The following is a 25,079-nucleotide window of genomic DNA, read 5'->3' on the forward strand; positions in this document are numbered from 1 at the left end:
AGAATGCGCGATCAGGTCACGCTCGACGACAAATACCTTCTCGATTCCGGCCCGGTCTTTATGGGCGGGATTCAGGCTCTGGTGCGTCTGCCGATGCTGATCCGCGACCATGACCGCCGCAGGGGCTTGAATACGGCGGGCTTTATCTCCGGTTATCGCGGCTCGCCTCTGGGCGGCTACGACACCCAGCTTGAGCTGGCCGCCGAACATCTGGCGGCGCACGACATCGTCTTTCAGGCCGCGATCAACGAAGACCTCGGCGCCACCGCCGTGTGGGGGACGCAGCATGTGCCTTTGTTTCCCGATGCGAAAAAGGACGGGGTGTTCGGCCTGTGGTACGGCAAGTCGCCGGGCGTGGACCGTTCGATGGACGCGATCCGCCACGCCAATTTCGCCGGGACCAGTCCGTTGGGCGGCGTACTGGCCCTGGCGGGCGACGATCACGCCAGCAAGTCTTCGACCCTGCCCAACCAGTCGGAATTTGCCTTTATGGACGCTGAAATTCCGGTGTTGGCGCCCGCAACCCTCGACGAGGTGATCGACTTCGGCGTGCGCGGCATATCCCTGTCGCGCTATTCCGGCTGCTGGGTGGCGCTGAAAGTGCTGTCCGACCAGATGGATTCGTCCGCGGTCGTGCATCTTGATCCGTCCAACTGGCAGAGCGTCATTCCCGATTTCGACATGCCCGATGAGGGCGTGTCGATCAGGCTGCACGACAGCCCCGAAGCCAAGGAGCGCCGTCACCGCCATATCAAGCTGCCCGCCGCTCAAGCCTTTGCGCGCGTCAACGGCTTCAACCGGCTGATTCTGGATGCGCCGCGCCCGCATATCGGCGTCGCCGCCAGCGGCAAGGCGTATCTGCATGTGCTGGACGCGCTGCGGCTGTTGCAGATTTCCGACGCCGAGGCGCGTGATCTGGGTCTACGGCTCTGGAAGGTCGGGATGGTGTGGCCGCTCGATGCGGCGGCGGCCAGCGCCTTTGCCGACGGTTTGCAGACCGTGCTGGTGGTCGAGGAGCGCCGCGCCCTGATTGAGCCGCAACTGCGCGACGCCCTTTATAACCTCCCCGACCGCCGCCGCCCGCAGGTGCTGGGCAAAAAAGACGCCCTAGGCGCGCCTTTACTGCGCGACCTGATGGAGTTCGATTCGGCGCATGTCGCTCTGGCCCTTTACCGCGTCCTGCCCGAAGCGGCGAAGACCGAAGCGCGCCGCGCCATCGTCGCGAAGCTGGAGCAGGCGGCCTGCGCTAAGGACGGGCTGCATCCGTTGCATGTGCGCTCGCCGTTTTATTGCGCGGGATGTCCGCACAATACCTCGACCGCTGTGCCGGAAGGCAGTCGCGCCCTGGCCGGGATCGGCTGTCATTACATGGCGCAGTTCATGCCGAACCGGAACACCGATCTGGTCACGCAGATGGGCGGCGAGGGCGTCACCTGGGTCGGCCAGTCGCCCTTCACCAATGAAAAGCACGTCTTCGTCAACCTGGGCGATGGCACCTATTTCCATTCCGGCCTGCTGGCCATCCGTCAGGCGGTCGCAGCGAAGGTCAATATCACCTACAAGATCCTCTATAATGACGCGGTGGCCATGACCGGCGGCCAGCACGTCGATGGCCAGCTCAGCCCGATCACGGTGGCGCAGCAGGTCGCGACCGAGGGGGTGGCGCGCATCATCCTGGTGTCCGAGACGCCGGACCGTTGGCGCAACCATCCGAAAATGCCAGCGCGCGTCAGCTTCTATCACCGCGACGCCTTCAAGACCGCCGAGGCCGAATTGCAGGCGACGCCGGGCGTCACTGTGCTGATCTACGACCAGATGTGCGCGACCGAGCGCCGCCGCCGCCGCAAGCGCGGTCTGGCGCCGCAGGCGACGCAGCGCATCTTCATCAACGACGCCGTATGCGAGGGCTGCGGCGACTGCTCGGCCAAGTCCAACTGCATTGCGGTCGGTCCGAAAGAGACCGAACTGGGCCGCAAGCGCGAGATCGACCAGTCGGCGTGCAATATCGACACATCGTGCGTGCAGGGCTTCTGCCCCAGCTTCGTGGCGTTGGATGGGGCGAAACCGAAAAAGGCGCAGGCCGCCGCCATCGACCATCTGATCGTGGATCTGCCCGAAGCGCGCCCCGTCGCGCTCGGCGATCAGCCGTTCAATGTGCTGCTGACCGGCATTGGCGGGCTGGGCGTCACCTCTTTGAGCGCCATTCTCGGCATGGCGGCGCATATCGACGCGTTGGAGGCGGTGTGCGTCGATCAGACGGGTCTTGCCCAGCGCGGCGGTGCGGTCGATGCGCATATCCGCCTGCGCCGGGCGGGCGTCGTGCCGGGCGGGCGCATTCCGCTCGGCGAGGCCGATGTGCTGATCGCCGCCGACATGGTGACCGCGCACGGCAAGTCGTGCCTGCCGCTGCTCGATCCGGCGCGCACCCACGGCTTCCTCAATACGCGCCTGACCCCGACGGCGGAATTCACGCTCAATACCAAGACCGTCTTCGATCCGATGGCCATGACGCGGCGCGTTAAAAAGGCCGTGCGGCAGCTCGACAGCTTCGACGCCAATGGGCTGGCGCGCACCTATCTGGGCGATGCGGTGTTTTCGCTGATGGTGATGCTGGGCGCGGCCTGGCAGTCGGGCGCCTTGCCGCTGACGCGCGCGGCGATCGAAAAGGCGATCGCGCTCAATGGAGCCGCCGTGAAGGCCAATCTCAACGCCTTTGCGCTCGGGCGGGCCTGGGCCGAAGGGCGGTTGGACGCGACGATCAAGCCGGAGCCGAAATTCGATCTTGACGCCTTTGTCGCGCGCCGCATGGCCGACCTGACCCAGTATCAGAACGCGGCCTATGCTGCGCAATATAAGGCGCTGGTCGATCTGGCGACATCGGCGGAAAGGCCGCTGAACGATGCGCGTTTCAGCGAGGCGGTGGCGCGCTACGCCTTCAAGCTGATGGCCTATAAGGACGAGTACGAAGTGGCGCGGCTCTACAGCCTGCCGACCTTCCGCAAGCAACTGGCCGAGCAGTTCGAGGGGACGAAAAAGGTCAATCTCTGGCTGGCCCCGCCGCTGCTCGGCGAAAAGAAGCGCAAGTTCGGCCCGTGGGTGTTCGGTCTGTTCGACGTGCTGAAAACATTGAAGGGCCTGCGCGGCACGCCGCTCGACCTGTTTGGCTATACGCATGAACGCCGTCGCGAACGCGCCATGGCCGCCGACTATGCGGCCATGATCCAAGAGATCGCGCCGCGTCTGGCCGCGCACAATCTCGACATCGCCGTCGCCCTGGCCAGCCTGCCTGACGAGATTCGCGGCTTCGGTCCGATCAAGTCCGCCAGCGCCGACAAGGCCGACCTGAAGCGCGAAGAGCTGCGCGCCCGTTTCGACGCCGCGCAGGCGCAGAAAACTCCCTCAAAAACCTCCCAAAAAGCCATGCCAACAAAGGAAAACGTGCATGTTTGACCATCCCGATTACGACGGCCACGAAAAAGTGCTGATGGTGGAGGACGCGCAAAGCGGTCTGCGCGCCATCATCGCGGTCCATTCCACCGTCATGGGGCCTGCGGCGGGCGGTTGCCGCCTGTGGAGCTATGAAACGGGCGAGGCGGCCCTGTCCGACGCGCTGAAACTGTCGCGCGGCATGAGCTATAAGAACGCCATGGCCGATCTGCCGTTCGGCGGCGGCAAGGCGGTGATTCTCGGTCCTGTCGCGCCGGAGCGTCGCGAGGCGGTGCTGGAAGCCTTCGGGCGCGCGGTCGAAAGCCTGAACGGCGCCTATATTACCGCCGAGGATGTCGGGGTGAATGTGGCCGATATGCAGACCGTGGCGCGCACGACGCGCTTCGTGTCGGGGCTGGCGGGCGCGGAAGGCCGTTCCGGCGGCGATCCGTCACCCTATACGGCGCGCGGCGTGCGCGTCGGCATCGAGGCGGCGGTGCGCGCGCAGCTTGGCCGCGCCGAGGTCGCGGGTCTGGCGATTGCGGTGCAGGGCCTCGGCCATGTGGGCATGTATCTGTGTCAGGAACTGCATGAACTGGGCGCGAATCTGGTCGTGGCCGATATCAATCCTGCGCGCGTTGACGAAGCCGTGGCGCGCTTCGGCGCCAGGGCGGTCGGCGTCGATGACGTGCTGACCCAGGATGTCGATGTGGTGGCGCCGTGCGCGCTGGGCGGGGCGATCAGCGAATATGTCGCGCGCTACGTCAAGGCGAAGATCGTCGCGGGCGCGGCCAATAACCAGCTCGCCACGCCGGAAGCGGGGCGGATTCTGGCCGAGCGCGGCGTTCTGTACGCGCCGGACTATGTGATCAATGCCGGCGGCATCATCATGGTGTCGGGTGAAATCTCCGGCGATAACGATACGCAACTGACCCTGCAACGGGTGGACGCCATCGGCGCGCGGCTCGATGCGATCTTTGCGACGGCGAAAGCCGAAAATGTGATCACAAATGAGGTTGCCGATCGCATGGCGCGCGCTAAGATCGCCGCCGGTAAAATCGTTAAGGCTCCGGTTCCCGCGGTCGCTTAAGGTTTCATCCCTCCCCGTTTAGGGGGTGGGGGGACCGCGAAGCGGTGGGAGGGGGGCTTCCATCGCTTCAGATCCCGGAATTGACCATGCGCGACATTCATCACTTTATCGACGGCAAGGCTGTGGCGGGAACGTCCGGCCGTTTCAGCGACGTGTACGATCCGAATACGGGGCAGGTGCAGGCGCGCGTGGCCCTGGCCAGCCCTGCCGAGGTCGATGACGCGGTGCGCCGGGCGGTAAAGGCGCAAGCCGGGTGGGCCGCCATGAACCCACAGCGGCGGGCGCGGGTCATGTTCGCGTTCAAGGCGCTGCTTGAAGCGCATATGGACGAACTGGCGCAGCTTCTGTCGTCCGAGCACGGCAAGGTGATCGCCGATTCGCGCGGCGACGTGCAGCGCGGGCTGGAGGTGGTGGAGTTCGCCTGCGGCATTCCGCACCTGATGAAGGGCGACTACACCGAAGGGGCCGGGCCGGGCATCGACGTCTTTTCGATGCGCCAGCCGCTCGGCGTTGTGGCGGGCATTACGCCGTTCAACTTCCCAGCCATGATTCCGTTATGGATGAGCGCCATCGCCATCGCCTGCGGCAACGCCTTTATCCTCAAGCCCTCTGAGAAAGACCCCTCCGTACCGGTGCGGCTGGCCGAACTGATGATTGAGGCGGGCCTGCCCGAAGGCGTCTTGCAGGTGGTGCAGGGCGATAAGGTCGCGGTCGATGCGCTTTTGACGCATCCCGATATTCGCGCCGTGTCCTTTGTCGGCTCATCCGACATAGCTCAATATGTCTATGCGACGGGTGCGGCATACGGCAAGCGCGTGCAGGCGATGGGCGGGGCCAAGAACCACGGCGTCATCCTGCCCGACGCCGATATGGATCAGGTGGTGAAGGATATTGTCGGCGCGGCCTTCGGTTCGGCGGGCGAGCGCTGCATGGCGCTGCCGGTGGCCGTGCCGGTGGGCGAGGCGACCGCGGATGAATTTGTCGCGCGCATGAAGGACGCTATCGCCGGGCTGAAGGTCGGAATATCCACCGACGCCGAGGCGCATTATGGCCCGGTGATTTCGGCGGCGCACAAGGCGAAGATCGAAAGCTACATTCAGATGGGCGTCGATGAAGGGGCGGAACTCGTCATCGACGGGCGTGGTCTGACGCTTCAGGGTCATGAAGGCGGCTATTTTCTCGGGCCGTCCCTGTTCGATCACGTTACGCCGGGGATGAAGACCTATCAGGACGAAATCTTCGGCCCGGTCTTGCAGGTGGTGCGGGCGCAGAGCCTTGAGGAGGCCGCCGCCCTGCCGTCGCAGCACGCTTACGGCAATGGCGTCGCCATCTTCACGCGCAACGGGCTGGCGGCGCGCGATTTCGCTGCCAAGGTCAATGTCGGCATGGTCGGGATCAATGTGCCGATCCCCGTGCCGGTGGCCTATCACTCCTTCGGCGGCTGGAAGCGCTCGGCCTTCGGCGATCTCAACCAGTATGGCGAGGACGGGGTGCGCTTCTACACCAAGGTCAAGACGGTGACGCAACGCTGGCCCGAAGGCGATATCGGCGATCAGGCGTTTGTCATCCCCACAATGAGGTAATATGGACATTCTCACCCGCATCGAAAACGGCGTAGGCCGGATCACGCTGAACCGGCCTAAGGCGCTGAACGCCCTGACAGAGGATATGTGCGCAGGCATAGACGCGGCGCTGATCGCGTGGGCGGATGATCCTCTGGTGCGGCTGGTGATGATCGAGCATGCGGAGGGGACGCGCGGTTTTTGCGCGGGCGGCGACATCAAGGCGGCTGCGCAGAGCGGGCGCGGCGATGGGCGGGACGGCGAGCGGTTCTTCCATACCGAGTACGGCATGAATATGCGCATTAAGGCGTTTCCCAAACCCTATATCGCCTTTATGGACGGGGTGACGATGGGCGGGGGCGCAGGCATTTCCGTGCATGGCTCGCACCGCATCGCGACCGAAAACACCCTGTTCGCCATGCCGGAGACGGGCATCGGCCTGTTCCCCGATGTCGGCGGCGGCTGGTTCCTGCCGCGCCTGAACGGCCAGTTGGGGACGTGGCTGGCCCTGACCGGCGGGCGGCTGAAAGGCGCGGATGTGGCGGCGGCGGGGATCGCGACTCATCTGGTGGCGTCGGCGGACATTCCCGCGATCAAGGCGGCGCTGCTGGCGGGCGAGGGGCCGGATCAGGTTTTGCCGCGCTTCGCGCAGGATGTGCCTGCGCCGACCTATGGCGAGCATATTGTGGTCATGGATCGCTGTTTCGATCAGATGAGCGTCACCGCGATTATCGACGCTCTGCGCGCCGAACAGGATGACTGGGCGACGCAGCAGGCCGACATTCTGGCGACGCGCTCGCCCCTGTCGATGTGCGTGGCGCTGGAGCAGTTGCGGCGCGGTCGCGAGATGACGGACTTTACCGAGGTGATGCGCATGGAGTACCGCATCGCCTGCCGCATCCTCAGATCGCACGATTTCTCCGAAGGCGTGCGCGCCGTTCTGGAGGACAAGGACCATGCGCCGCGCTGGTCGCCTGCCTCGGTGCGCGAGGTTACGCCGGAGATGATTGCCGGGGTGTTTGCGCCGCTGGAGCGCGAGTTGGCGCAGGAATAGCTACGATTTTCCTCTCCCCTCGTGGAGGGGAGAGGGGAGTCAGATCACGTACAGATCGACATACTCATGCACCGGCATGGCTTCGAGCGCACGCTGGTCGAGCGAGACCTTGAGGATGACGTCCTGCTGTCTGGTCGGGAAGCGGCGGTTGAGATTGGTGCGGAATTTGGCTTCGAGCAGCGGGATGCCGTCCTTGCGGCGGCGTTTGTGGCCGATCGGGTATTCAACCACGACCTCGTCGAGCTTGGTCCCGTCTTTCAGGATCACCGTCATGGCGTTGGCGATCGAGCGCTTGTCCGGGTCGTGATAGTCGGCGGTGAAGGCCGGTTCCTCGACGCAGGTGATCACGCCGCGCAAAGTATCGATGCGCGGGTCGACGGCGATATTGTCCTCATAATCGGCGGCGGTCAGGCGGCCGAAGATCAGCGGCGCGGCCACCATGTACTGGATGCAATGGTCGCGGTCGGCGGGATTGTTCAGCGGCCCCTGCTTGTCGATGATGCGAATGCAGGCCTCGTGGGTGCGGATGGTGACGGCGGCGATATCGTCGGCGCTCTTGCCCATCGCTTTCAGGCGCTCATGCAGCGTCATGGCGGCTTCGACGGCGGTTTGCGAGTGGAACTCCGCCGGGAAGCTGATCTTGAACAGGATGTTCTCCATCACATAATGGCCATAGGGGCGTTGGAACCTGAACGGCTGGCCTTTGAACAGCACGTCGTAAAAGCCCCAGGTTTTTGCGGTCAGCACGCTCGGATAGCCCATCTCGCCCTTGGCGGCCATCAGGGCCAGACGCACGCCGCGCGCGGTGGCGTCGCCTGCGGCCCACGATTTGCGCGATCCGGTATTGGGCGCATGGCGGTAGGTGCGAAGGCTCTGGCCGTCCACCCAGGCCAGCGATACGGCGTTGATGATCTCATCGCGGGAAAGGCCCAGCATCTGCGCGACCACGGCGGTGGTGGCGACCTTGACCAGAACGACATGATCGAGGCCGACGCGGTTGAAGCTGTTTTCCAGCGCGAGGCAGCCCTGAATCTCGTGCGCCTTGATCATGGCCGTCAGCACGTCGCGCATGAGGAGCGGCGGCTTGCCGTTCGCGACGGCTGTGCGGCTCATCCAATCGGCGACGGCCAGGATGCCGCCGAGATTGTCGGACGGGTGACCCCATTCCGCCGCCAGCCAGGTGTCGTTAAAGTCAAGCCAGCGGATCATCGCGCCGATATTGAAGGCGGCCTGCACTGGATCGAGCTGGAACTGCGTGCCGGGCACTTTTGCGCCATTAGGCACGATCGTGCCGGGGATGATCGGCCCCATCAGCTTGGTGCAGGCCGGATAGTCGAGCGCCTCAAGCCCGCAGCCCAGCGTGTCGATCAGGCAGTTGCGCGCCGTCTCATAGGCCAGGTTGGAATCGATGCGGTAGTCGAGCACGTAGTCGGCGATGTCGGTCAGGACGGCGTCGGGTTCGGGGCGGTGGTTGGGGATATGGGCGGACATGGGGTGATTTTCCTTAGGGAAGATTAAGGAAGGCGATCCACAGATAAGCCAGATAAGCACAGATATTTATATGGCGTTTCGGCCTTGAGGGCAGGACGATAACCACAGCGCGTCGGCGCGGAGCGCCATCTGTGCTTATCTGGCTGATCTGTGGATAAACCTTCTTAAGGCCTCTGGTTCAGCGGCACGAACGGGCGGTCTTCGGGGCCGGTATAGTGGGCGTTGGGGCGGATGATCTTGCCGTCGGCGCGCTGCTCCAGCACGTGCGCGGCCCAGCCGGTGGTGCGGGATATCACGAACAGGGGGGTGAACATGGCGGTCGGCACGCCCATCATGTCGTAGGAGACAGCCGAGAACCAGTCGAGATTGGGGAACATGCGCTTGGCGTCCCACATCACGCTTTCCAGCCGCTCGGCGATATCGAACATGCGCGGCTGGCCCTGTTCCTGGCTCAAGTCACGCGCCACCTCCTTGATCACCTTGTTGCGCGGATCGGAGACGGTATAGACCGGGTGGCCGAAGCCGATAATGACCTCCTTGGCCTCGACGCGGCGACGGATGTCGGCCTCGGCCTCGTCCGGGCTGTCATAGCGCTTCTGGATTTCATGCGCGACCTCGTTTGCGCCGCCGTGCTTGGGGCCACGCAGCGCGCCGATGCCGCCCGCGATGCAGGAATAGATGTCCGATCCGGTGCCGGCGATCACGCGTGCTGCGAAGGTCGAGGCATTGAACTCATGCTCGGCATAGAGGATCAGCGAGGTGTGCATGGCGCGCACCCAGGAGGCGGGCGGCGTCTTGCCGTGCAGCAGGCGCAGGAAGTGGCCACCTATGCTGTCATCGTCGCTTTCGACCTCGATGCGGTGGCCATTATGGCTGAAATGATACCAGTAGAGCAGCATGGAGCCTAAAGAGGCCAGCAGCCTGTCGGCGATGTCGCGTGCGCCGGGGACATTGTGGTCGTCCCTTTCCGGCAGGACGCAGCCCAGCACCGACACGCCGGTGCGCATCACGTCCATCGGATGCGCCGAGGCGGGCAGGGTCTCCAGCACCTGAGTCACGGCGGCGGGCAGGCCGCGTAAGGCCTTGAGTTTGGTCTTGTAAGCCTTCAGCTCGGCCGGATTGGGCAGGTGACCGTGAATGAGCAGGAAGGCGATCTCCTCGAACTCCGACGATCTGGCCAGGTCGAGAATGTCATAGCCGCGATAGGCCAGGTCATTGCCGGTGCGCCCGACCGTGCACAGCGCGGTATTGCCCGCAATCTGGCCGGACAGCGCGACGGATTTCTTCGGCCTGAAGGCGGGGGTGTCGATTGTGTCCATGTGTTCGTCCCTGTATTTATTTTTGACCACGAAAGACACGAAAGGGCACGAAAGGGACTGAGATGCGGAAACGTCCGTTCCAGAACTGACGGGTTTACTGAGCGCCTTTGGCGCTCCTTATCTGCTTTCGTGCCTTTTCGTGTCTTTCGTGGTCAAATCTCTTACTTTTTGTCGGCGTACAGCTTATCCAACTGCTGCTCGAAGGCGTGGTAGCCGATGCGGTCGTACAACTCCTCGCGCGTCTGCATGGCATCCAGAACGGCCTTCTGGTGGCCGTCGCGGCGGATGGCCTCATAGACGGCTTCGGCGGCCTTGTTCATGGCGCGGAAGGCGCTCAAAGGGTAGAGCTGGATCGCTACGCCCGCCGAGGCCAGTTCCTCACGCGTGAACAAGGGCGTCTTGCCGAATTCGGTGATATTGGCCAGCACCGGAACCTTCACCGCGTCCGTGAACTTCTTATAGGTGTCAAGGTCATAGGCGGCTTCGGCGAAGATGCCGTCCGCGCCCGCCTCGACGCATTTGATGGCGCGTTCGATGGCCGCATCGACGCCGTAGTTCGCGATCGCGTCGGTGCGGGCGATCAGGAAGAAGTCGGGGTCGGTTTTCGCGTCGGCGGCGGCTTTCACCCGGTCCACCATCTCCTCAGTCGGAACGATCTCCTTGCCCGGACGGTGGCCGCAGCGTTTCGCGCCCGCCTGATCCTCGATATGGCAGGCGGCAGCGCCGAACTTGTTCAGGCTTTTAACCGTGCGCGCGATGTTGAAGGCGCTGGGGCCGAAGCCGGTGTCGATATCGACTAACAGCGGCAGGTCGCAGACATCGGTGATGCGGCGCACATCGGTCAGCACGTCGTCGAGATTGATAATGCCAAGATCGGGCATGCCGAGCGATCCCGCCGCCACGCCGCCTCCACTCAGATAGATGGCGCGATACCCGGCGCGGTGGGCCAGCAGGGCGTGGTTGGCGTTGATGGCGCCAATGACCTGAAGCGGGGATTCGGCTTGGAGCGCGGCGCGAAAGCGCGCGCCCGGCGAGTCTGGCGTCATCATCTGTCCCTGTCTTGTTTTGCGCAAATGGTGTCATTTGCAACAATATCTGTCAAGCGTCGTTATTTACGCCCGCGTCAAGATCAGGGTCAAATCACGCTGCCTTGAGGACTCAGGTCTTGCCGCAGCCGCAAGCCGTCGCCGCGGCGTCATAACGGTCATGGTGGCGCAGCCAGTCGGTCATGCCGCCCGTCTCGTTGCGCCCCTTCGGGCTGATGTCGAGCAGGCCGAACACGCCGCCCGCCAGCTCCGTCCCGCGCGCATAGCAGGAATAGGTGTGGTAGATCGCGTCGTCCTCGTCCTTGTAGAAGGCGCTGAGGCCCGGCAGGTCTGCGGGCAGGTCCTTTTCTTCGCGGTAATTATAGAGCTGAGCGCCGTCACGAAAGGCGACGCCATAATCATAGTTGAAATCCGTATCGCCGCTGGATGCCCAGTCGAAGCGCCAGCCCATGCGCTGTTTGAACGCCGTCAGCTTCGCTAGCGGCGCGCGCGATACGGCGGTGAACTTGACGTCATGGTTTTCCAGATGCGGCAATATGCCGTTGATATGATCGCCGCCGAGCGAGCAGCCGACGCAGCCTTCCTCCCAGTCGGGCGCGAACATGAAATGCTGCACCAGAAGCTGACTGCGGCCTGCGAACAGGTCGGCGAGCGTCCTGGGACCGCCCGACGTCTCGAAGATATAGAGCTTATCGACTTTCACCCATGGCAGTTTCAGCCGCTTAGCCCGCAAGGCGTCGAACTTGCGGGTCAGGGCCTTTTCCTGCGCCAGCAAAGCCTTGCGAGCCTCCAGCCAGTCTGCGGGAGAAACGATCGGGTTCAGGGTTTCTGGCATGTTCTCAATCCTTCCAGCCACAGGTGAAGCTGGCGCACGCCCGAGGCGAGAAGATCGGCGCTCTGGGCGGTCTTGGCCAGCGAGATATAGCCTTCATAGGTCGCAATGAAGAAGGTGGCCGTATCGCGCGCATCGAGGTCGCGGCGCACCTTGCCATTAATCTGGCCCAGTCGCAGCGCATCGGTGACGCCGCCGATCCAGTCGGCGAAGATCTGCGCCAGCCGCAGACGAAACCCCTCATCGAGTGGGGACATTTCCTGCGCCAGATTGTTGAGCGGGCAGCCGCCGCTGACCGCCTCCGGGTCGAGCCGCGTCTCGGCGACAATGGCTTGAAGCGCGTCGATGGGATCATCGACATCGTCGAGCGGGGCCAGCCATTTGTCGGTGGTGATTTTCGTGATCACCTGCTCGATCACGGCGTGGCCGAGCCCGTCCTTGCTGCCGAAATGATGATAGAGCGCGCCCTTGGTGACGCCGGCATGACCGAGAATGCTGTTCAGGTCCGCGCCGCGGTAACCGCAACGGTACATTTCGGCAAAGGCGGCGGCGACCAGGTGGTCGCGCGTGCGGACAGGATCGCGGGAGAGGGTTTCGTGCTTCATACCGGTTGGTATGTAACGATGTTATTCTTGTGTCAAGTAACTATTCAGGTTCATGTTTGCGTATCGTTTAGAGATTCATAAAGAAGCGCTCTCGGAGGAAATTTTCTAATATGCTGACTCTTTTTGATCTTCTTCAATTGTCTTCTCACCAATTTGCGCCTGAGAAATGCAAGCTGCATTTGGCTCGACCAAATGATAATGGCGAGCACCCTTTGGAAGTTTTCAAGCGTGGTGAATTTGATGAGTGGCAAAGTTTGCAGAGGAAGCGGAACTTCACACGCCCTTTTGTGGCGGCTCTCGTTATTATGCCGGGGGCGAAATGGTTATTTGCAGGTATCTATTCGGTTGATGGCCAGCCCGAGTCTGTCCCTGGTGCAAGAGGGACAGAATTTAAATACCCTCTCACAAAACTAGACGCCGCTAAGGCTCCTTCTGGCCGGATTGTCGTCGAATACGACTATCGGCAACGACAAAGCTATCCCTACGCTGAAAATCATAAGGATAAGCTTGTCGTCTCCGAGATACTCAGTGAAGCGCCGTCGATATCTGATTTCAAAGGATTTCGAGATGTGGATATCTCGCTTTTGGATTTGCAGGTAATTTTTAACCGGTCACTCCCGGATTGGCGGGCGGCGCTTTCATCTGTAAAAGGAGTCTATCTGATTACTGAACCTGAGACGGGTAAGGCTTATATTGGAAAGGCAGACGGGATAGAAGGATTTTGGGGACGCTTTGCAACGTATGCCAAGACCTTACATGGAACGAATCTTGGGTTGATTGGACGGATGGAAGACATTGGGGTTGAAGTAGCGCTTAATTGGCGTTTGACGATTTTGGAAGTTGTCAGTCTTTATGCAAGCGAAAAGGAGGTAATTACCCGCGAGAACTTTTGGAAAAAGGTTTTAATGACCCACGCACCGTACGGTTACAACCACAACTGAGCCCGACTTGCGGTCGTGATACCGAATAATCTCGGCGCATAATCAGAAATATTTTTCTGCTGACAGAAACTGGCATTAAGATATCGGCATGTTGCCACCGTTCACGGGGAGGACACATCATGTCGCGCGCCACGCGTTTGCTCGATCTGTTGCAGCTTTTGCGCCGTCATCGCTATCCGGTGGCGGGGGCCGAGCTGGCGCGCGAGCTGGAAATATCTTTACGCACCCTTTATCGCGACATCGCCGCCTTGCAGGCGCAGGGCGCGCATATCGAGGGCGAGCCGGGGGTCGGCTATGTGTTGCGACCCGGCTATATGCTGCCGCCGCTCATGCTGTCGCCGGAGGAGCTTGAGGCGCTGGTGCTGGGCGCGCGCTGGGTGTCGGACCGGGGCGATGCGCGCCTTGGCGCGGCGGCGCAGAACGCCCTGACCAAGATTGTCGCCGTCCTGCCCAAAGACCTGGCCGATGAACTCGACTCGACCGGGCTGATGGTAGTCCCAAGCTGGTCGGCGCCGCGCGCTCAGGTCGATCTGGGTGATGTGCGTCAGTCGATCCGTTCTGAATGCCGCGTGACGGTGCGCTATGTCGACCTCAAAGAGCAGGCCACCGAGCGCGTGGTCTGGCCGATTGCGCTCGGCTTTTTCGAGCATGTGCGCATCGTGGTGGTGTGGTGCGAACTGCGTCAGGCGTTTCGTCACCTGCGCGCCGACCGCATCGTGGCGTGGGAGCCGATCGCCGGGCGCTATCCGAAGCGGCGCACGGCGCTGATGAAGGCGTGGAAGATCGAGCGCGAGGAGGAAAATGCGCGCTATGAGGCGGACTATCCGCGTCCTGATGAGATGGCGACGGTGCAGTAGGGGGTAATATGACCATCACCATCACCGCTTTTGAACGTTCGCCCGACGGCGGCAAGGGACTGGCGCGCGACACCCGCGTGCGCTGGGCGTTGGAGGAGGTCGGCCTGCCCTATGAGGTGCGGCTTGAATCCTTCGCTGCGCTGAAGGCCGAGGCGCATCTGGCGCGCAATCCATTCGGGCAGATTCCGACCTATGAGGAAGGCGATCTGACCCTGTTCGAGAGCGGGGCCATTGTGCTGCGCATCGCCGAACAACACGCGGGCCTGCTGCCGCCGGACGATAGGGCGCGGTCACGGGCGATCATGTGGATGTTCGCGGCGTTGAACACGGTAGAGCCGCCGATTCTGGAATTTTCGATGGCGCGGTTGTTCGAGGCGGACACGCCGTGGGCCGAGGCGCGCACGCCAATGCTTATGGAACGTGTGCGCGGGCGGCTAAGGCCCTTGTCCGAGCGGTTAAGCGCAATGGACTGGCTGGACGGCGACTTCAGCGCGGGCGACCTGATGATGGCCTCGGTGCTGTTGCGGTTGAAGCCATCCGGCTTTTTGAACGAATTTCCCGTGCTGGCCGCCTATGTCGCGCGGGCAGAACAAAGGCCTGCCTATCAGCGGGCCTTTGCGGCGCAACTGAAAGTGAACGCGCCTTAGTTTTTCACGATCGGCAGGAGGACCGCGCTCTTGGCGTCGCCGCCGTAAAAGACGCTTTCCGTCGCCTTCTGATAGTCGCCCGGCTTGGCGTTGAAGATATTATCGACATAGGTCTGCGGATTGCGGTCATAGAGCGGGAAGAGGCTCGACTGCACCTGGATCATGATCCTGTGGCCGGGCAGGAAGACGTGATCGACATTGGGCAGCGACCATTTGTACTCCGTCACCTGACCGGGGGTCAGCGGGCCGGGCGTGGCGAAGCCGTGGACATAGCGGCCGCGAAAAATCTCAATGCCGATGGGGATTTCCTCGCCCGCCGTGGTCTTTTCGGTCTGGCCCGGATCGTGTTCGGGCGTGGTCGCCGGATAGACGTCGATCAGCTTGACCACCCAGTCGCTGTCCGTGCCGGTGGTGGCGGCGAACAGATCGACCAGGGGCGCGCCCATGATGTGGACAGGACCGTCGAGCGCGCTTGTCTCATAGGTCAGCACGTCCGGGCGGCCATCGACGAAGCGCTGATCATGCACAAGCCAGGTCGTCCATTGCGGATAGTTGTTAAGATCGACCGGGCGCGGCACAAACGGCACGGGCTTTGCCGGATCGGACAGGTAGTCGTCATGGCCCGCCGCCGCCGGGGCGTCGAACCCGGCGGAGAAATGATCGCCCAGATAGAGCGGCGTCATCGTGCCCATCGGCCATTTCGGCGATTCGTCCCAATGGTTCTCGCCCGTCGCATAGGTCAGGACCGGCGGTGTGTGCGGATCGGGGGCGCCCTTCAGGTAGTGATCGAAAAACGGCTTCATATATTTGACGCGGAACTCTTTGGCCGTGTCGCCGGTGAAGGTCAGGTCGCCCAGAGAATAGCCGTAATGGTTGACGCCCGAATGCCGCCATGGGCCGATGACCAGCGACACCATGTCGTTGTTCTTATCCTTCGGCTCCAGCGCGCGATAGACGGCGGGCGCGCCGTAGGAATCCTCCTGATCCCACTGACCGACCACCAGCATGGTCGGCACGGTGAGCGGACGCGCCGCCAGCCACTTATCGACCGCCACGTCCGACCAGGTCTTGTCATAGGCCGGGTGCTGCAACATCAGTTGCGTGAAGGGCGACTTATCGAGGCCCCATTTGCGGATGTGATCGCCGGCCGATCCGTCCTTGAGATACATGTCGTACTGATCGCCGGGTGGATAGGCCGGGCCGCCGCCGTCGCCCTTCTTATAGCCCTGCTCCAGCGCGTAATCGGCCTGAGACTGGCGATAGGCGCCGTTATGGAAGGCGTCGTCGCCGATCCAGGTATCGACCATCGGGCTTTGCGGCACGACGGCCTTGAGCGCGGGGTGCGGATTGACCTCGGCCATCAGGGTGGTGAAGCCGAGATAGGAGGAGCCGACCACGCCGACCTTGCCGTTGCTTTCCGGCAGGTGTTTCACCAGCCAGTCGATCGTGTCATAGGCGTCGGTCGATTCGTCTATTTTCGTGTCATTACCGCCCGTGCCGATCAGCGGGCGCGTCATGATGAAGTCGCCCTCGGAATTGTGCATGCCGCGAATATCCTGATAGACGCGGATATAGCCGTCCTCGACAAATTCGGCGTCCATCACCGGCAGGATCTCGGTGATCTTCGGGCTGTTGTTGCGCGCCGCCGAGGACTTGGCGTCGTAAGGCGTGCGGCTGAGCAGGATCGGCGCGTTCTTCACGCCCTTCTTTTCGACGATCACCGTGTACAGCTTCACGCCGTCGCGCATCGGGATCATCTCCACGCGCTTGGTGTAGTCGGCGTCGGGGAAGGTCTGATCATAGGACGCCACGTAGTCCGGCGTCATGGGGGTTGGCGGCGTGGACGTCTGGGCCAGGGCCGGGGCGGCCAGGCTCAGGGCGAGGAGGGAGACGAAGAGGGCGCGAACCGGCATGGGATGGGCTCCTGAACAGCGGAAGTCGCGATCCTACACGCTTGACGCAGCGATACAATATACAAAGGTTACGCTTGAATCTAATTGCCGACATTGGTTTTGCGGCGTAGATGCGGATTTCACAATCGTGTTAACGCTGAATTGTGATGATCATGTGTATCTGAATTTTTTATTATAGTTTAATGCATTCAAATTATATGTAATAAATTCAAATGCGCATATTTATTTCGCATTTAAGTATAGATCATATCTAAGACGATCATCGTAAAGCCATAATGGCGTTCGGGAAATATCTGGTCGCATGTTGCCGTTGCGTTGCGGAATTGTCTAACATGGCTGAGGAATGTTCAGCATGGGAGACGATTATGATCACAAAAACGACCCTGATCTGGCTGGCGGTTGGCGTGGGCGCTCTGTTGGGCCTGTTGTGCGCCCCGGCGCAGGCGCGCAATGACGACCGGCAGTATGAGGTGCAAATTCACCGCACTACGCCGGACGGTCAGACGCATGACGCCACCACCTATATCTGCATGGGCCCCAAACAGTTCGCCAAGCCGTCCAAACGTCTGACCGGACCGCGCTGTCAGGGGCAGGCCTTTACCCTGACCGACGACGCGCTGAGCTGGACCGCCGCCTGCGACGCGGCCAAGGGGCAGGGGCAATGGAGTTTCAGTCACGGCGGCAAGACCTTCGAGGGGCGGTCGGTGATCGACACGCCGCAGGGCCGCACCACGACCAAGGTCGAGGGCGACGCTTTTGGAACCTGCGATCTTTAGCGTTTCCCGAAAAGCGCTTCGCGACTGTTAGGACGCTTTGCGGGCGAACATGGCCCTGGCGTCGGCTTTGAAGGCGGCGTCGCTGGCCGGACGGGCGTAGAACATGTGTCCGCCCGGATAGACCGACAGCTTTACGCGGTTGCTGACGCCGAAGTCCGGCATCTGGTTGATGACCAGTTGTGACGTGAAGAACGGGCACGACAGGTCGTTATAGCCGTGCGCGATCATCACGGCCATCTTCGGGTCGTTGGCGATCGCCTTGCGCAGGTCGCTGACCGGGCGGTCGCCATTGATGCCGTGATCCCAGTCCCAGCTTTCATTGACCTTGTAGGACAGGGCCTCGTAATGGGCGTCGGTTTTCCAGCCGACCTGGCGCGTGATGAAATCGACCATTGCGCTGGTCGTCGGCGCCATGGCGGCGTTGAGGATCGGATCGCCGGACTGGTTGCGCGGCGAGCTTGGGAAAGGATCGTAAGCCGTGACATTGGAGTCGTACACGCTGCCGATCTTGTGTTCGTCGCGGTGCGCTTCACGCAGATAGGTGCTGACGTCAATGCGACCCTCCATCTGCGCGACCAGTTTCGGATCGAGCCCGGTATAGTCCGTCACCTTTTGCACCAGACGGGCGACGGCAGCCGGATCGGAGCGGCCCGCCAGAAAATCGGTGACAAACTGGGTGCGGTCATAGGTCTCCACCTCAGCCATTTTTTCCGGCGTCAACTCGCCCTTGCGCTCAAAATTGCCGGCGGCCATTGACGGCAGGTTGATCATCCATGGCAGGGGCGACAGGGCGTCGTCATCGCCAATGGCGGCGGGGTCGAGATAGGGCGACACCATGACGAGGCCGGAGACGCCGACGCCCATGCGGGTCTGCAGGTTGAGCGCGATGCGCGGCGCGCGATAGCCGCCATAACTCTCGCCAATCACATATTTGGGCGAGGCGAGCCGACCATTCTTGACCAGCCAGTCATAGACGATGCGCGACAGATACTGGATGTCGGCGTCCGCGGCGTAGAAGTCCTTCTTGGTCTTGTCGGCGTCTTCCTCGGAGCGCGAGAAACCGGTGCCGACCGGATCGATAAACACCAGGTCGGTCATGTCGAGCCAGGTGTCGGCGTTGTCGCTGACCTTGAAATCGGAAGGCGCGTCGCCCTGATCGCCAAACGCGACGCGCTTGGGGCCGATGGCGCCCATGTTCAGATAGACTGACGAGGCGCCGGGGCCGCCGTTGAACGCGAAGGTTACGGGGCGGGTCGCCGCGTCCGCGCCAGGCGCGGTATAGGCGGTGAAAACGATCTCGGCGATGACCTTGCCCTTGTCGTCGCGTACGGGCAGCTTGCCCACCGTGGCGTCATAGGCCATCGACTTGCCGTCGATCATGACGGACTGACGGATCGTCTTATCGTCGGGCAGCGGCGGCAGATCCGAAGCGTCCTTGCTGTCGTCTGCGCTTTTATCGGCGTCTGCGGCGGGCTTGTCGTCGGCATGGGCGAGGGCGGGCAGGGCGGCGACGGCGATAAGGCCAATGGCCAGGCTGGACAAAAGACGATGGCGCAGGGACAAGGCGATCCTCAGATGGTTTCAATTGCAAAAACATACGTTGGCATAGGGCGGCGGAAGCTACAAGATAACATTTGGAGCAGGGCTTGACTTGCCGCCCTGTCTGCGCCGGGATGCGCTCTCAGATCGGAGGCGAGTCATGAGCGGCATCAAACTGGACGATGGCTGGAAGGCGCTGCTGGAGGGCGAGTTCGCCAAGCCCTACATGGCGCAGCTCCGGGCCTTCCTGCAGGCCGAGAAGGACGCCGGTAAGCGCGTCTTTCCCAAGGGCGCCGACTATTTCCGCGCGCTGGACCTGACGCCGCCCGATAAGGTGCGGGTGGTGATTCTGGGGCAGGATCCCTATCACGGCGAGGGGCAGGCGCACGGTCTGTCCTTTTCGGTCAGGCCCGGCGTGCGCGTTCCGCCCTCGCTGGTCAACATCTATAAGGAGCTGCAAGGCGATCTGGGCATAGCGCCCGCGCGACACGGCTTCCTTGAACCGTGGGCTGAGCAAGGCGTGCTGCTGCTCAATGCGGTGCTGACGGTGCAGATGGGCATGGCCGCATCGCATCAGGGTAAGGGCTGGGAGCTGTTCACCGATGCGGTGATCCGCGCGGTCAACGACCTGCCGCAGCCGGTGGTCTTCATCCTGTGGGGCGCCTATGCGCAGAAAAAGGCGGCCTTCGTCGATACGAGGCGGCATATGGTGATCAAAAGCCCGCACCCGTCGCCGCTCTCGGCGCATAATGGCTTTTTCGGCACAAAGCCGTTTTCGCGCGCCAATGATTTCCTCGTTTCCAAAGGCTATGCGCCGATCGACTGGCGCTTGCCGGACGCGGCGCAGGACAGCTCGAAAGTGGAGGCGGAGGGCTGATCCTTTCGCATTTCCTCCTTATTTCTGCGTTACTATGCTGCCTCTACGGCTGGCGGCGAGAGAATGAGGTGAAGATGACGGCGCCGAAGCGTCTGATCGTTCTGGGACTTTTGCTGGCGCTGGCGGCGTGTCAGCGCCATCCGGCGCCGCCTGCTGAACCGGCGAGCGGAACGCAAGGCGCCGCCTCCGTCGCCGAGGCGTCAGATATCGGCGACGCGACGTCCGGCGCGGCGTCATCGTCAACGCAAGCGTCCGCCGTCTCTGAAGCAAAAGCCATTGGCCCGCTGGGTCAGAAGCCTGGCCTTTGGGTGCTGACACAGAGCCTGCCGCAGATGGAGGCGACCTGGAAGGCGAAAATCTGCATCGACGCGGATCAGGGGCAGAGACTGGCCATGATCGGGCAGGATCTGCTGGGCAAGCCGGAAATGTCGCGCCTGACCTGCACGCGGCGCGGGGTCGCCAAGGGCGATGGGAGTTTGGAGGCCGATACGGTCTGCATGGTCAATGACACGACCCTGACCAGCCATATCCATGCTGACGTCATCGGTCACACCGTCTATCACCAGACCGTCGAGACGCGCTATGCGCCCGCCTTCGCCGGTCATGGCGACCAGATCACCGTCACCGACGCAAGCTGGAAGGGGCCTTGCCCCGACGGTATGACCAGCGGCGACTTTATCAACCGCGACGGCGTGCATTCCAACGTCTCGAAACTGCTGGCCAAATTTCGCTAGAGCGCTGATCTGATGAGATCAGATCAGCGCTCTAAATCATTGTTGTATCGCTCTTCCTTGTCCAGAAAGTGGAAGCACTTTTTGGGGAAACGCTCTGGCGCAAAAGGCGTGGTTCACGCGCGATGCGCGATGGTGTAGGCTGCGGGCCTCACACACGGAGATACGCCCATGAACACTCTGGCGCCCAGTCTGTGTAGCCTTATGGTCGTCGCGTCACTGACGGCCTGCTCCAAACCCCAATCCGGCCCATCCGAAACCTCAGTCGCGGCCAAGGCCTCGTCTTCGCCTGCGACGATGGCGGCAAATGGCAATCCGATGGCGCAGAAGCCGGGCCTGTGGCGCCTGACCACGAAGATGGCGCAACTGCCTAATGGCGTGACGACGCAGATCTGTATCGACGAGGCCCTGGCCGGACGCATGGCGCAGATGGCGACCTTAAGTCCCGGCGGCAAGCAGGATTGCAAGAACACGCAGATCCGCCAGAGCCCTGGCATGGTGGATATTGACGCGACCTGCACGACGAACGGACGCTCTTTCGCCAGCCATATCCATATGGAGCGCGTCAGCGATACGGCCTATCATCAGACCGTCACCAGCCACACCGATCATGGCGATATGACGGTCGAAACCGAGGGGACGTGGCAAGGCGCCTGCCCGGCGACGATGAAGGCGGGCGACATGATGATGCCCGGCGGCGTGAAGATGAATATGTACGCCATGATGGGCAAGGCGCAGAGCGCGGGCGCGAACTGAGGCGGGAGACTGTATGAGGGGGATGGTTCTGGTGTTGCTGGCCCTGTTCGCCGCCTTTCCGGCGGCGGCGCAGGTGGCGTTTCCGCTGCATACGGGTCTGAACGCCGATGGTCTGGCGGTGATTATGGACGCAAAGGACAGGCGCGTGCGGCTGCGCGCCGTCAACTGGTTCGGCGCGGAATCGGCGGCCTTGGTTCCCGGCGGATTGGACCGGCAGCCGCTCGGCCATATCGCCGCCCTGATCAGAAGCGGCGGCTTCAATGCCGTGCGACTGCCGTGGTGCAATGAGATGGTCGAGCGCAATCCGGTGGTCGATCCGGGGCTGGTGGCCGCCAATCCGGCGCTGAAGGGGCTGCATGCGCTGGCTGTGTACGATGCCGTGGTGCGGGCGCTGACCGATCAGGGGCTGATGGTCATACTCGACAATCACCGCAGTCGCGGCGACTGGTGCTGCGACGCGGCGCATGGCGACGGCTTGTGGTACACGCCGCTCTATCCGGAAAGCGCGTGGCTGGCCGACTGGAAGACCATGGCCGGACGGTATCGCGACAATCCGCGCGTCATCGCCGCCGAGCTGCGCAACGAGATACGGCCTGACGCCAGCATGGGGACGACGCCGAGCTGGGGAACGGACGACGCCGCCACGGACTGGCGGCTGGCGGCGCGGCGCGGCGCCGACGCGGTGCTGGCGGTCAATCCCGACCTGCTGATCGTGGTCGGGACGCCCGCCTACCAGACCGATTTATCGCCGGTGCGTCGGCATCCTTTGAGCCTGAGCCTGCCGAATCGGCTGGTCTATGCCGCGCATGACTACGCCTGGGACCGCAGCCCCGACGAACTGGCCGACCCGCTGGCGTTCGAGATCGGCGCGTGGCAGCGCTGGGGCTTTGTGCGCGAGGGCGGCCATCCCTATACGGCGCCGGTGCTGATCTCCGAATGGGGCGGCTGTGTGCAGGGGCCGTGCGCGCCTGACCGTGCGGCCTTTGTCACGGCGTTTGCGCAATACGCCCGGTCGTCGCGCATCGACTGGGCCTACTGGCCGCTCAACGGCGTGCAGATGGCGGGCTATAACCGCAAGGCCGGGGCGCTGGAAGGCTATGGCCTGCTCAAGCCGGACGGGAGCGACTGGGCCAATCCGGCGCTGGTGAAGCAGCTTACCGGGAATTAAAGCGTTTCACCAAAAAGCAGGTCCACTTTTTGGATAACCAAGAGTGACAAAACAAGCGCTCTAAGCGTCACGCAGCGCGTCGCCGACTTCGGCGATGCGGTCGCGTAGATCGGACAGGCCCGCCACATCGAGGCCCGATGCGCACAGCATGGCCGCCGGAATGGCGCGCGCGATTTCGCGTAAAGATGCGCCGTGCGCGGTCAGATGGATGCGCGTTACGCGCTCGTCTTTCTGATCGCGCTGGCGGGTCAGAAAACCGGCCTTCTCCATACGCTTCAACAGCGGCGTCAAGGTGCCGGAATCGAGGCGCAGCGGCGCGCCCAGTTCATTGACCGAACGTCCGTCGCGCTCCCACAACAGCAGCATGACCAGATATTGCGGATAGGTCAGGCCCAGCGGCTCCAGATGCGGCTTATAGGCCTGCGCGAAGGCATGCGCCGCCGAATAGACAGCGAAGCAGAGCTGGTTGTCCAGCTTCAGTTCGGGGGGATAGGGATCGGACATAAATAATTATATAGCGCACAATTTAGTTGACATCAAATTGTGTGCAATATAATTGTTGGCAATTAACATGGTCAAGGAGGCTCACATGACCCAATCCATCACCCCAATCTACACCGCTCACGCCGTCGCCACCGGCGGCCGCGAGGGAACGGCCCACACCGACGACAAGCGCGTGTCGCTGACCCTTTCGACTCCCAAGGAACTGGGTGGCGCAGGCGGCGAAGGAACGAACCCGGAGCAATTGTTCGCCATGGGCTACGCCGCCTGCTTTATCGGCGCGCTGAAATTCGTCGGCGGACGCGACAAGGTGAAGGTGCCTGCCGACGCTTCGATCCGGTCCAGCGTCGGCATCGGCGCCATTCCGGCCGGTTTCGGCATCAATGTGAAGCTGGAAATCTCCCTGCCGGGCGTTGAGGCCGAGGCGGCGGATCGCCTGATCGAAGAGGCGCACAAGGTCTGCCCCTATTCCAACGCGACGCGTGGCAATATCGATGTGGAACTGGTGCGCGTTTAGCGCTTGTCATAATCCTGTCTTTAGTTCGTCATAAGTCGCACTAAATACGTGGAGGCCCTATGACGGACGACCTGCAAGCTGACATCGCCCAATGCGCCGATCCGTTCACGGACGAACTGGATTCGGCGCATCTGGAGGCGATTGGCGACAATCTGGCCCTGGCCAAGACCAAGGCGGCGCGGCCCGTGGACGCCATTACCGGCCAGTCACTGAAGAAAAAGGATGCGGTACGGCTCGACGATCTGCGTCCAGCGCTGGTCGATTATATCCGCGCACATCACCCGGATATCAATGGCGACGACTATATCAGCCGCAAGCTGCTCGATGATTATCGCGGACGCTATATTGCGGGCCTGCTCAGTGAGGAGCGCGGCGAGTTGTCCAACCTCGAAACCGAGGTGGTCGAAAGCCTGAAAACGCACGACACCCTGACCGAGAACATCGAAGAGGATTACGAGGACCACCGCAGTTTCGGCGACCGGGTGGCGGACATCGTCGCCACCTTCGGCGGCAGTTGGACCTTCATCCTGTCCTTCTGCTTTTTCCTGGCCGTGTGGATGGGCGTCAATATCTGGCTGGGTTTGAAAGGGGCGTTCGATCCGTATCCCTTTATCCTGCTTAATCTGATCCTTTCGACGATCGCCGCCCTGCAGGCGCCGGTCATCATGATGAGCCAGCGCCGTCAGGAAGAGAAGGACCGCCTGCGCGCGCTCAACGATTACAAGGTCAATCTCAAGGCGGAACTGGAAATCCGCCACCTGCACGAAAAGGTGGACCACCTGCTCAATCGCCAGTGGGAGCGTCTGACCGAAATCCAGCAGATCCAGATCGAGATGATGCTGGAGCAGGCCAAGACGCCCGGCAAGGTGGTCAAGGTGCGCAAGGTGATCAAGCGCAAGGCGCGCAAAAAGCCCGCCGCGAAGACGGCGGCGCAGGTTGAGGAGCCCACGCCACCGGATGAGGCTTAACCCTTTACTGCGCCGGAAGCCATTTGAAGCCGTCGCCGTCCGCGGCAATCTTACCCACGCCGGGGAAGGGGAAGTGCGGCGCGAACACCTGTTCGCCGCTGGCCGCCAGCTTCGTCAGTTCGGCGCGGCGTTGTTGCGCGCCCTCGACCTGATCGCCGTCGAACTGAATCTTCCAGTCGGGTTTTTCCAGCGACAGGATGCTGGAATGGGCGGTGTCGCCGATATCGATCAGCTTGGCGTCGCCGGACGCGATCTCATACATCGTATGGCCGGGCGTGTGGCCGGGCAGGGCGATGGTCCTGATCCCCGGCGCGATTTCGCCGCCGGGCGTGAAGGCCTCGACTTGCGGGCCGATCACGCTGACGAATTGAGCGAGGCTGGGCTGCGCCTTGACCGACGCCCATTCGGCCTCGGACATGCGCACCTTGGCGTTGGGGAAGGCGGGCTTGCCGTCTTTGGTCAT

Annotated in this window: 22 protein-coding genes and 1 pseudogene; 14 read left to right on the plus strand and 9 right to left on the minus strand. The window is 62.4% G+C overall.

Going from position 1 to position 25,079, the window contains the following annotated elements; translation table 11 throughout:
• The first annotated feature begins 3 nt into the window (after positions 1–3).
• The 4 genes from ACTHLA_RS04070 (at position 4) to ACTHLA_RS04085 (ending at position 7,132) form a co-directional block, all read left to right on the plus strand.
• Positions 4–3,450, plus strand: a complete 3,447-nt coding sequence (locus ACTHLA_RS04070; RefSeq protein WP_440185735.1) for an indolepyruvate ferredoxin oxidoreductase family protein — start codon at positions 4–6, stop codon at positions 3,448–3,450.
• Positions 3,443–4,516, plus strand: coding sequence for a Leu/Phe/Val dehydrogenase (locus tag ACTHLA_RS04075; protein ID WP_440185737.1), 1,074 nt, complete (start codon positions 3,443–3,445; stop codon positions 4,514–4,516). Before ACTHLA_RS04070 ends, ACTHLA_RS04075 begins: the two co-directional genes overlap by 8 nt.
• Before the next feature lie 86 nt (positions 4,517–4,602).
• Positions 4,603–6,099, plus strand: a complete 1,497-nt coding sequence (locus ACTHLA_RS04080) for a CoA-acylating methylmalonate-semialdehyde dehydrogenase (RefSeq protein WP_440185739.1) — start codon at positions 4,603–4,605, stop codon at positions 6,097–6,099.
• 1 nt (position 6,100) lies between these two features.
• Entirely contained in the window at positions 6,101–7,132 is a 1,032-nt protein-coding gene (locus ACTHLA_RS04085; protein ID WP_440185741.1) for an enoyl-CoA hydratase/isomerase family protein, read from the plus strand.
• Positions 7,133–7,171: 39 nt separating this feature from the next.
• Here ACTHLA_RS04085 and ACTHLA_RS04090 read toward each other — a convergent pair whose 3' ends face one another.
• The 5 genes from ACTHLA_RS04090 to ACTHLA_RS04110 all read right to left on the minus strand — a co-directional run bounded on the left by ACTHLA_RS04090 (position 7,172) and on the right by ACTHLA_RS04110 (position 12,425).
• Positions 7,172–8,623: a bifunctional 2-methylcitrate dehydratase/aconitate hydratase gene (locus ACTHLA_RS04090; RefSeq protein ID WP_440185743.1), complete on the minus strand. Its 1,452-nt coding sequence runs from the start codon at positions 8,621–8,623 to the stop codon at positions 7,172–7,174.
• A 164-nt stretch (positions 8,624–8,787) separates the two neighbouring features.
• Positions 8,788–9,942, minus strand: coding sequence for a bifunctional 2-methylcitrate synthase/citrate synthase (gene prpC, locus ACTHLA_RS04095; RefSeq protein ID WP_440185745.1), 1,155 nt, complete (start codon positions 9,940–9,942; stop codon positions 8,788–8,790).
• A gap of 161 nt (positions 9,943–10,103) precedes the next feature.
• Complete coding sequence (gene prpB, locus ACTHLA_RS04100) at positions 10,104–10,991, minus strand: methylisocitrate lyase (protein WP_440185747.1); 888 nt, start codon at positions 10,989–10,991, stop codon at positions 10,104–10,106.
• Between the two features lie 109 nt (positions 10,992–11,100).
• Positions 11,101–11,823: a DUF899 domain-containing protein gene (locus ACTHLA_RS04105; protein ID WP_440185749.1), complete on the minus strand. Its 723-nt coding sequence runs from the start codon at positions 11,821–11,823 to the stop codon at positions 11,101–11,103.
• Positions 11,808–12,425, minus strand: a complete 618-nt coding sequence (locus ACTHLA_RS04110) for a TetR family transcriptional regulator C-terminal domain-containing protein (protein ID WP_440185751.1) — start codon at positions 12,423–12,425, stop codon at positions 11,808–11,810. The genes ACTHLA_RS04105 and ACTHLA_RS04110 overlap by 16 nt, the downstream gene beginning before the upstream one ends.
• Before the next feature lie 110 nt (positions 12,426–12,535).
• On the opposite strand from ACTHLA_RS04110, the gene ACTHLA_RS04115 reads away from it, so the two are divergent.
• The 3 genes from ACTHLA_RS04115 to ACTHLA_RS04125 all read left to right on the plus strand — a co-directional run bounded on the left by ACTHLA_RS04115 (position 12,536) and on the right by ACTHLA_RS04125 (position 14,870).
• The gene (locus ACTHLA_RS04115; protein WP_440185753.1) at positions 12,536–13,366 is read left to right on the plus strand and encodes a GIY-YIG nuclease family protein; all 831 of its coding nucleotides are present in this window, start codon (positions 12,536–12,538) and stop codon (positions 13,364–13,366) included.
• 119 nt (positions 13,367–13,485) lie between these two features.
• Entirely contained in the window at positions 13,486–14,223 is a 738-nt protein-coding gene (locus ACTHLA_RS04120; RefSeq protein ID WP_440185755.1) for a helix-turn-helix transcriptional regulator, read from the plus strand.
• Between the two features lie 8 nt (positions 14,224–14,231).
• Positions 14,232–14,870: a glutathione S-transferase family protein gene (locus tag ACTHLA_RS04125; protein ID WP_440185757.1), complete on the plus strand. Its 639-nt coding sequence runs from the start codon at positions 14,232–14,234 to the stop codon at positions 14,868–14,870.
• Here the strand turns inward: ACTHLA_RS04125 and ACTHLA_RS04130 are convergent.
• A complete protein-coding gene (locus ACTHLA_RS04130) occupies positions 14,867–16,783 on the minus strand; it encodes a CocE/NonD family hydrolase (protein ID WP_440185759.1) in 1,917 nt (638 codons plus the stop codon). The genes ACTHLA_RS04125 and ACTHLA_RS04130 overlap by 4 nt on opposite strands.
• A gap of 365 nt (positions 16,784–17,148) precedes the next feature.
• Between ACTHLA_RS04130 and ACTHLA_RS04135 the strand changes: the two genes are divergently transcribed.
• Complete coding sequence (locus ACTHLA_RS04135; protein WP_440185761.1) at positions 17,149–17,559, plus strand: hypothetical protein; 411 nt, start codon at positions 17,149–17,151, stop codon at positions 17,557–17,559.
• 27 nt (positions 17,560–17,586) lie between these two features.
• Here ACTHLA_RS04135 and ACTHLA_RS04140 read toward each other — a convergent pair whose 3' ends face one another.
• Positions 17,587–19,122, minus strand: a complete 1,536-nt coding sequence (locus ACTHLA_RS04140) for a S10 family peptidase (RefSeq protein ID WP_440185763.1) — start codon at positions 19,120–19,122, stop codon at positions 17,587–17,589.
• Positions 19,123–19,258: 136 nt separating this feature from the next.
• Between ACTHLA_RS04140 and ung the strand changes: the two genes are divergently transcribed.
• The 4 genes from ung (at position 19,259) to ACTHLA_RS04160 (ending at position 22,630) form a co-directional block, all read left to right on the plus strand.
• The gene (ung, locus tag ACTHLA_RS04145) at positions 19,259–19,975 is read left to right on the plus strand and encodes a uracil-DNA glycosylase (protein WP_440185765.1); all 717 of its coding nucleotides are present in this window, start codon (positions 19,259–19,261) and stop codon (positions 19,973–19,975) included.
• Positions 19,976–20,049: 74 nt separating this feature from the next.
• Positions 20,050–20,709 (plus strand): DUF3617 domain-containing protein, encoded by a 660-nt coding sequence (locus ACTHLA_RS04150; protein ID WP_440185767.1) that lies wholly within the window; start codon positions 20,050–20,052, stop codon positions 20,707–20,709.
• A 168-nt stretch (positions 20,710–20,877) separates the two neighbouring features.
• Positions 20,878–21,462 (plus strand): DUF3617 domain-containing protein, encoded by a 585-nt coding sequence (locus ACTHLA_RS04155; RefSeq protein WP_440185769.1) that lies wholly within the window; start codon positions 20,878–20,880, stop codon positions 21,460–21,462.
• A gap of 13 nt (positions 21,463–21,475) precedes the next feature.
• Positions 21,476–22,630 carry a glycoside hydrolase family 5 protein gene (locus tag ACTHLA_RS04160; RefSeq protein WP_440185771.1) on the plus strand — a complete coding sequence of 385 codons (1,155 nt, stop codon included), beginning with the start codon at positions 21,476–21,478 and terminating at the stop codon, positions 22,628–22,630.
• Positions 22,631–22,690: 60 nt separating this feature from the next.
• Here the strand turns inward: ACTHLA_RS04160 and ACTHLA_RS04165 are convergent, their stop codons facing one another.
• On the minus strand, positions 22,691–23,134 hold the full coding sequence (locus tag ACTHLA_RS04165; RefSeq protein WP_440185773.1) for a MarR family winged helix-turn-helix transcriptional regulator: 444 nt from the start codon (positions 23,132–23,134) through the stop codon (positions 22,691–22,693).
• An 85-nt stretch (positions 23,135–23,219) separates the two neighbouring features.
• Between ACTHLA_RS04165 and ACTHLA_RS04170 the strand changes: the two genes are divergently transcribed.
• On the plus strand, positions 23,220–23,648 hold the full coding sequence (locus tag ACTHLA_RS04170) for an organic hydroperoxide resistance protein (RefSeq protein WP_440185775.1): 429 nt from the start codon (positions 23,220–23,222) through the stop codon (positions 23,646–23,648).
• Positions 23,649–23,707: 59 nt separating this feature from the next.
• Positions 23,708–24,616, plus strand: coding sequence for a DUF1003 domain-containing protein (locus tag ACTHLA_RS04175; RefSeq protein WP_440185777.1), 909 nt, complete (start codon positions 23,708–23,710; stop codon positions 24,614–24,616).
• Positions 24,617–24,620: 4 nt separating this feature from the next.
• Here ACTHLA_RS04175 and ACTHLA_RS04180 read toward each other — a convergent pair.
• A pseudogene (locus ACTHLA_RS04180) lies at positions 24,621–25,079 on the minus strand (MBL fold metallo-hydrolase); the annotation flags it as partial.

Origin of the sequence: Asticcacaulis sp., from assembly GCF_051956075.1 — a bacterium.
GTDB lineage: Bacteria > Pseudomonadota > Alphaproteobacteria > Caulobacterales > Caulobacteraceae > Asticcacaulis.

Bases quoted from the DNA above. Each gene is read 5' to 3' on its own strand.
- ACTHLA_RS04170 (WP_440185775.1), top strand. From the start codon at position 23,220: ATGACCCAATCCATCACCCCAATCTACACCGCTCACGCCGTCGCCACC.
- ACTHLA_RS04085 (WP_440185741.1), top strand. From the start codon at position 6,101: ATGGACATTCTCACCCGCATCGAAAACGGCGTAGGCCGGATCACGCTG.
- ACTHLA_RS04130 (WP_440185759.1), bottom strand. From the start codon at position 16,783: ATGCCGGTTCGCGCCCTCTTCGTCTCCCTCCTCGCCCTGAGCCTGGCC.
- ACTHLA_RS04105 (WP_440185749.1), bottom strand. From the start codon at position 11,823: ATGCCAGAAACCCTGAACCCGATCGTTTCTCCCGCAGACTGGCTGGAG.
- ACTHLA_RS04160 (WP_440185771.1), top strand. From the start codon at position 21,476: ATGAGGGGGATGGTTCTGGTGTTGCTGGCCCTGTTCGCCGCCTTTCCG.
- ACTHLA_RS04165 (WP_440185773.1), bottom strand. From the start codon at position 23,134: ATGTCCGATCCCTATCCCCCCGAACTGAAGCTGGACAACCAGCTCTGC.
- ACTHLA_RS04175 (WP_440185777.1), top strand. From the start codon at position 23,708: ATGACGGACGACCTGCAAGCTGACATCGCCCAATGCGCCGATCCGTTC.
- ACTHLA_RS04110 (WP_440185751.1), bottom strand. From the start codon at position 12,425: ATGAAGCACGAAACCCTCTCCCGCGATCCTGTCCGCACGCGCGACCAC.
- ACTHLA_RS04090 (WP_440185743.1), bottom strand. From the start codon at position 8,623: ATGTCCGCCCATATCCCCAACCACCGCCCCGAACCCGACGCCGTCCTG.
- ung (WP_440185765.1), top strand. From the start codon at position 19,259: ATGAGCGGCATCAAACTGGACGATGGCTGGAAGGCGCTGCTGGAGGGC.
- ACTHLA_RS04155 (WP_440185769.1), top strand. From the start codon at position 20,878: ATGAACACTCTGGCGCCCAGTCTGTGTAGCCTTATGGTCGTCGCGTCA.
- ACTHLA_RS04120 (WP_440185755.1), top strand. From the start codon at position 13,486: ATGTCGCGCGCCACGCGTTTGCTCGATCTGTTGCAGCTTTTGCGCCGT.
- ACTHLA_RS04125 (WP_440185757.1), top strand. From the start codon at position 14,232: ATGACCATCACCATCACCGCTTTTGAACGTTCGCCCGACGGCGGCAAG.
- ACTHLA_RS04080 (WP_440185739.1), top strand. From the start codon at position 4,603: ATGCGCGACATTCATCACTTTATCGACGGCAAGGCTGTGGCGGGAACG.
- ACTHLA_RS04075 (WP_440185737.1), top strand. From the start codon at position 3,443: ATGTTTGACCATCCCGATTACGACGGCCACGAAAAAGTGCTGATGGTG.
- prpB (WP_440185747.1), bottom strand. From the start codon at position 10,991: ATGATGACGCCAGACTCGCCGGGCGCGCGCTTTCGCGCCGCGCTCCAA.
- ACTHLA_RS04115 (WP_440185753.1), top strand. From the start codon at position 12,536: ATGCTGACTCTTTTTGATCTTCTTCAATTGTCTTCTCACCAATTTGCG.
- ACTHLA_RS04135 (WP_440185761.1), top strand. From the start codon at position 17,149: ATGATCACAAAAACGACCCTGATCTGGCTGGCGGTTGGCGTGGGCGCT.
- ACTHLA_RS04070 (WP_440185735.1), top strand. From the start codon at position 4: ATGCGCGATCAGGTCACGCTCGACGACAAATACCTTCTCGATTCCGGC.
- ACTHLA_RS04150 (WP_440185767.1), top strand. From the start codon at position 20,050: ATGACGGCGCCGAAGCGTCTGATCGTTCTGGGACTTTTGCTGGCGCTG.
- prpC (WP_440185745.1), bottom strand. From the start codon at position 9,942: ATGGACACAATCGACACCCCCGCCTTCAGGCCGAAGAAATCCGTCGCG.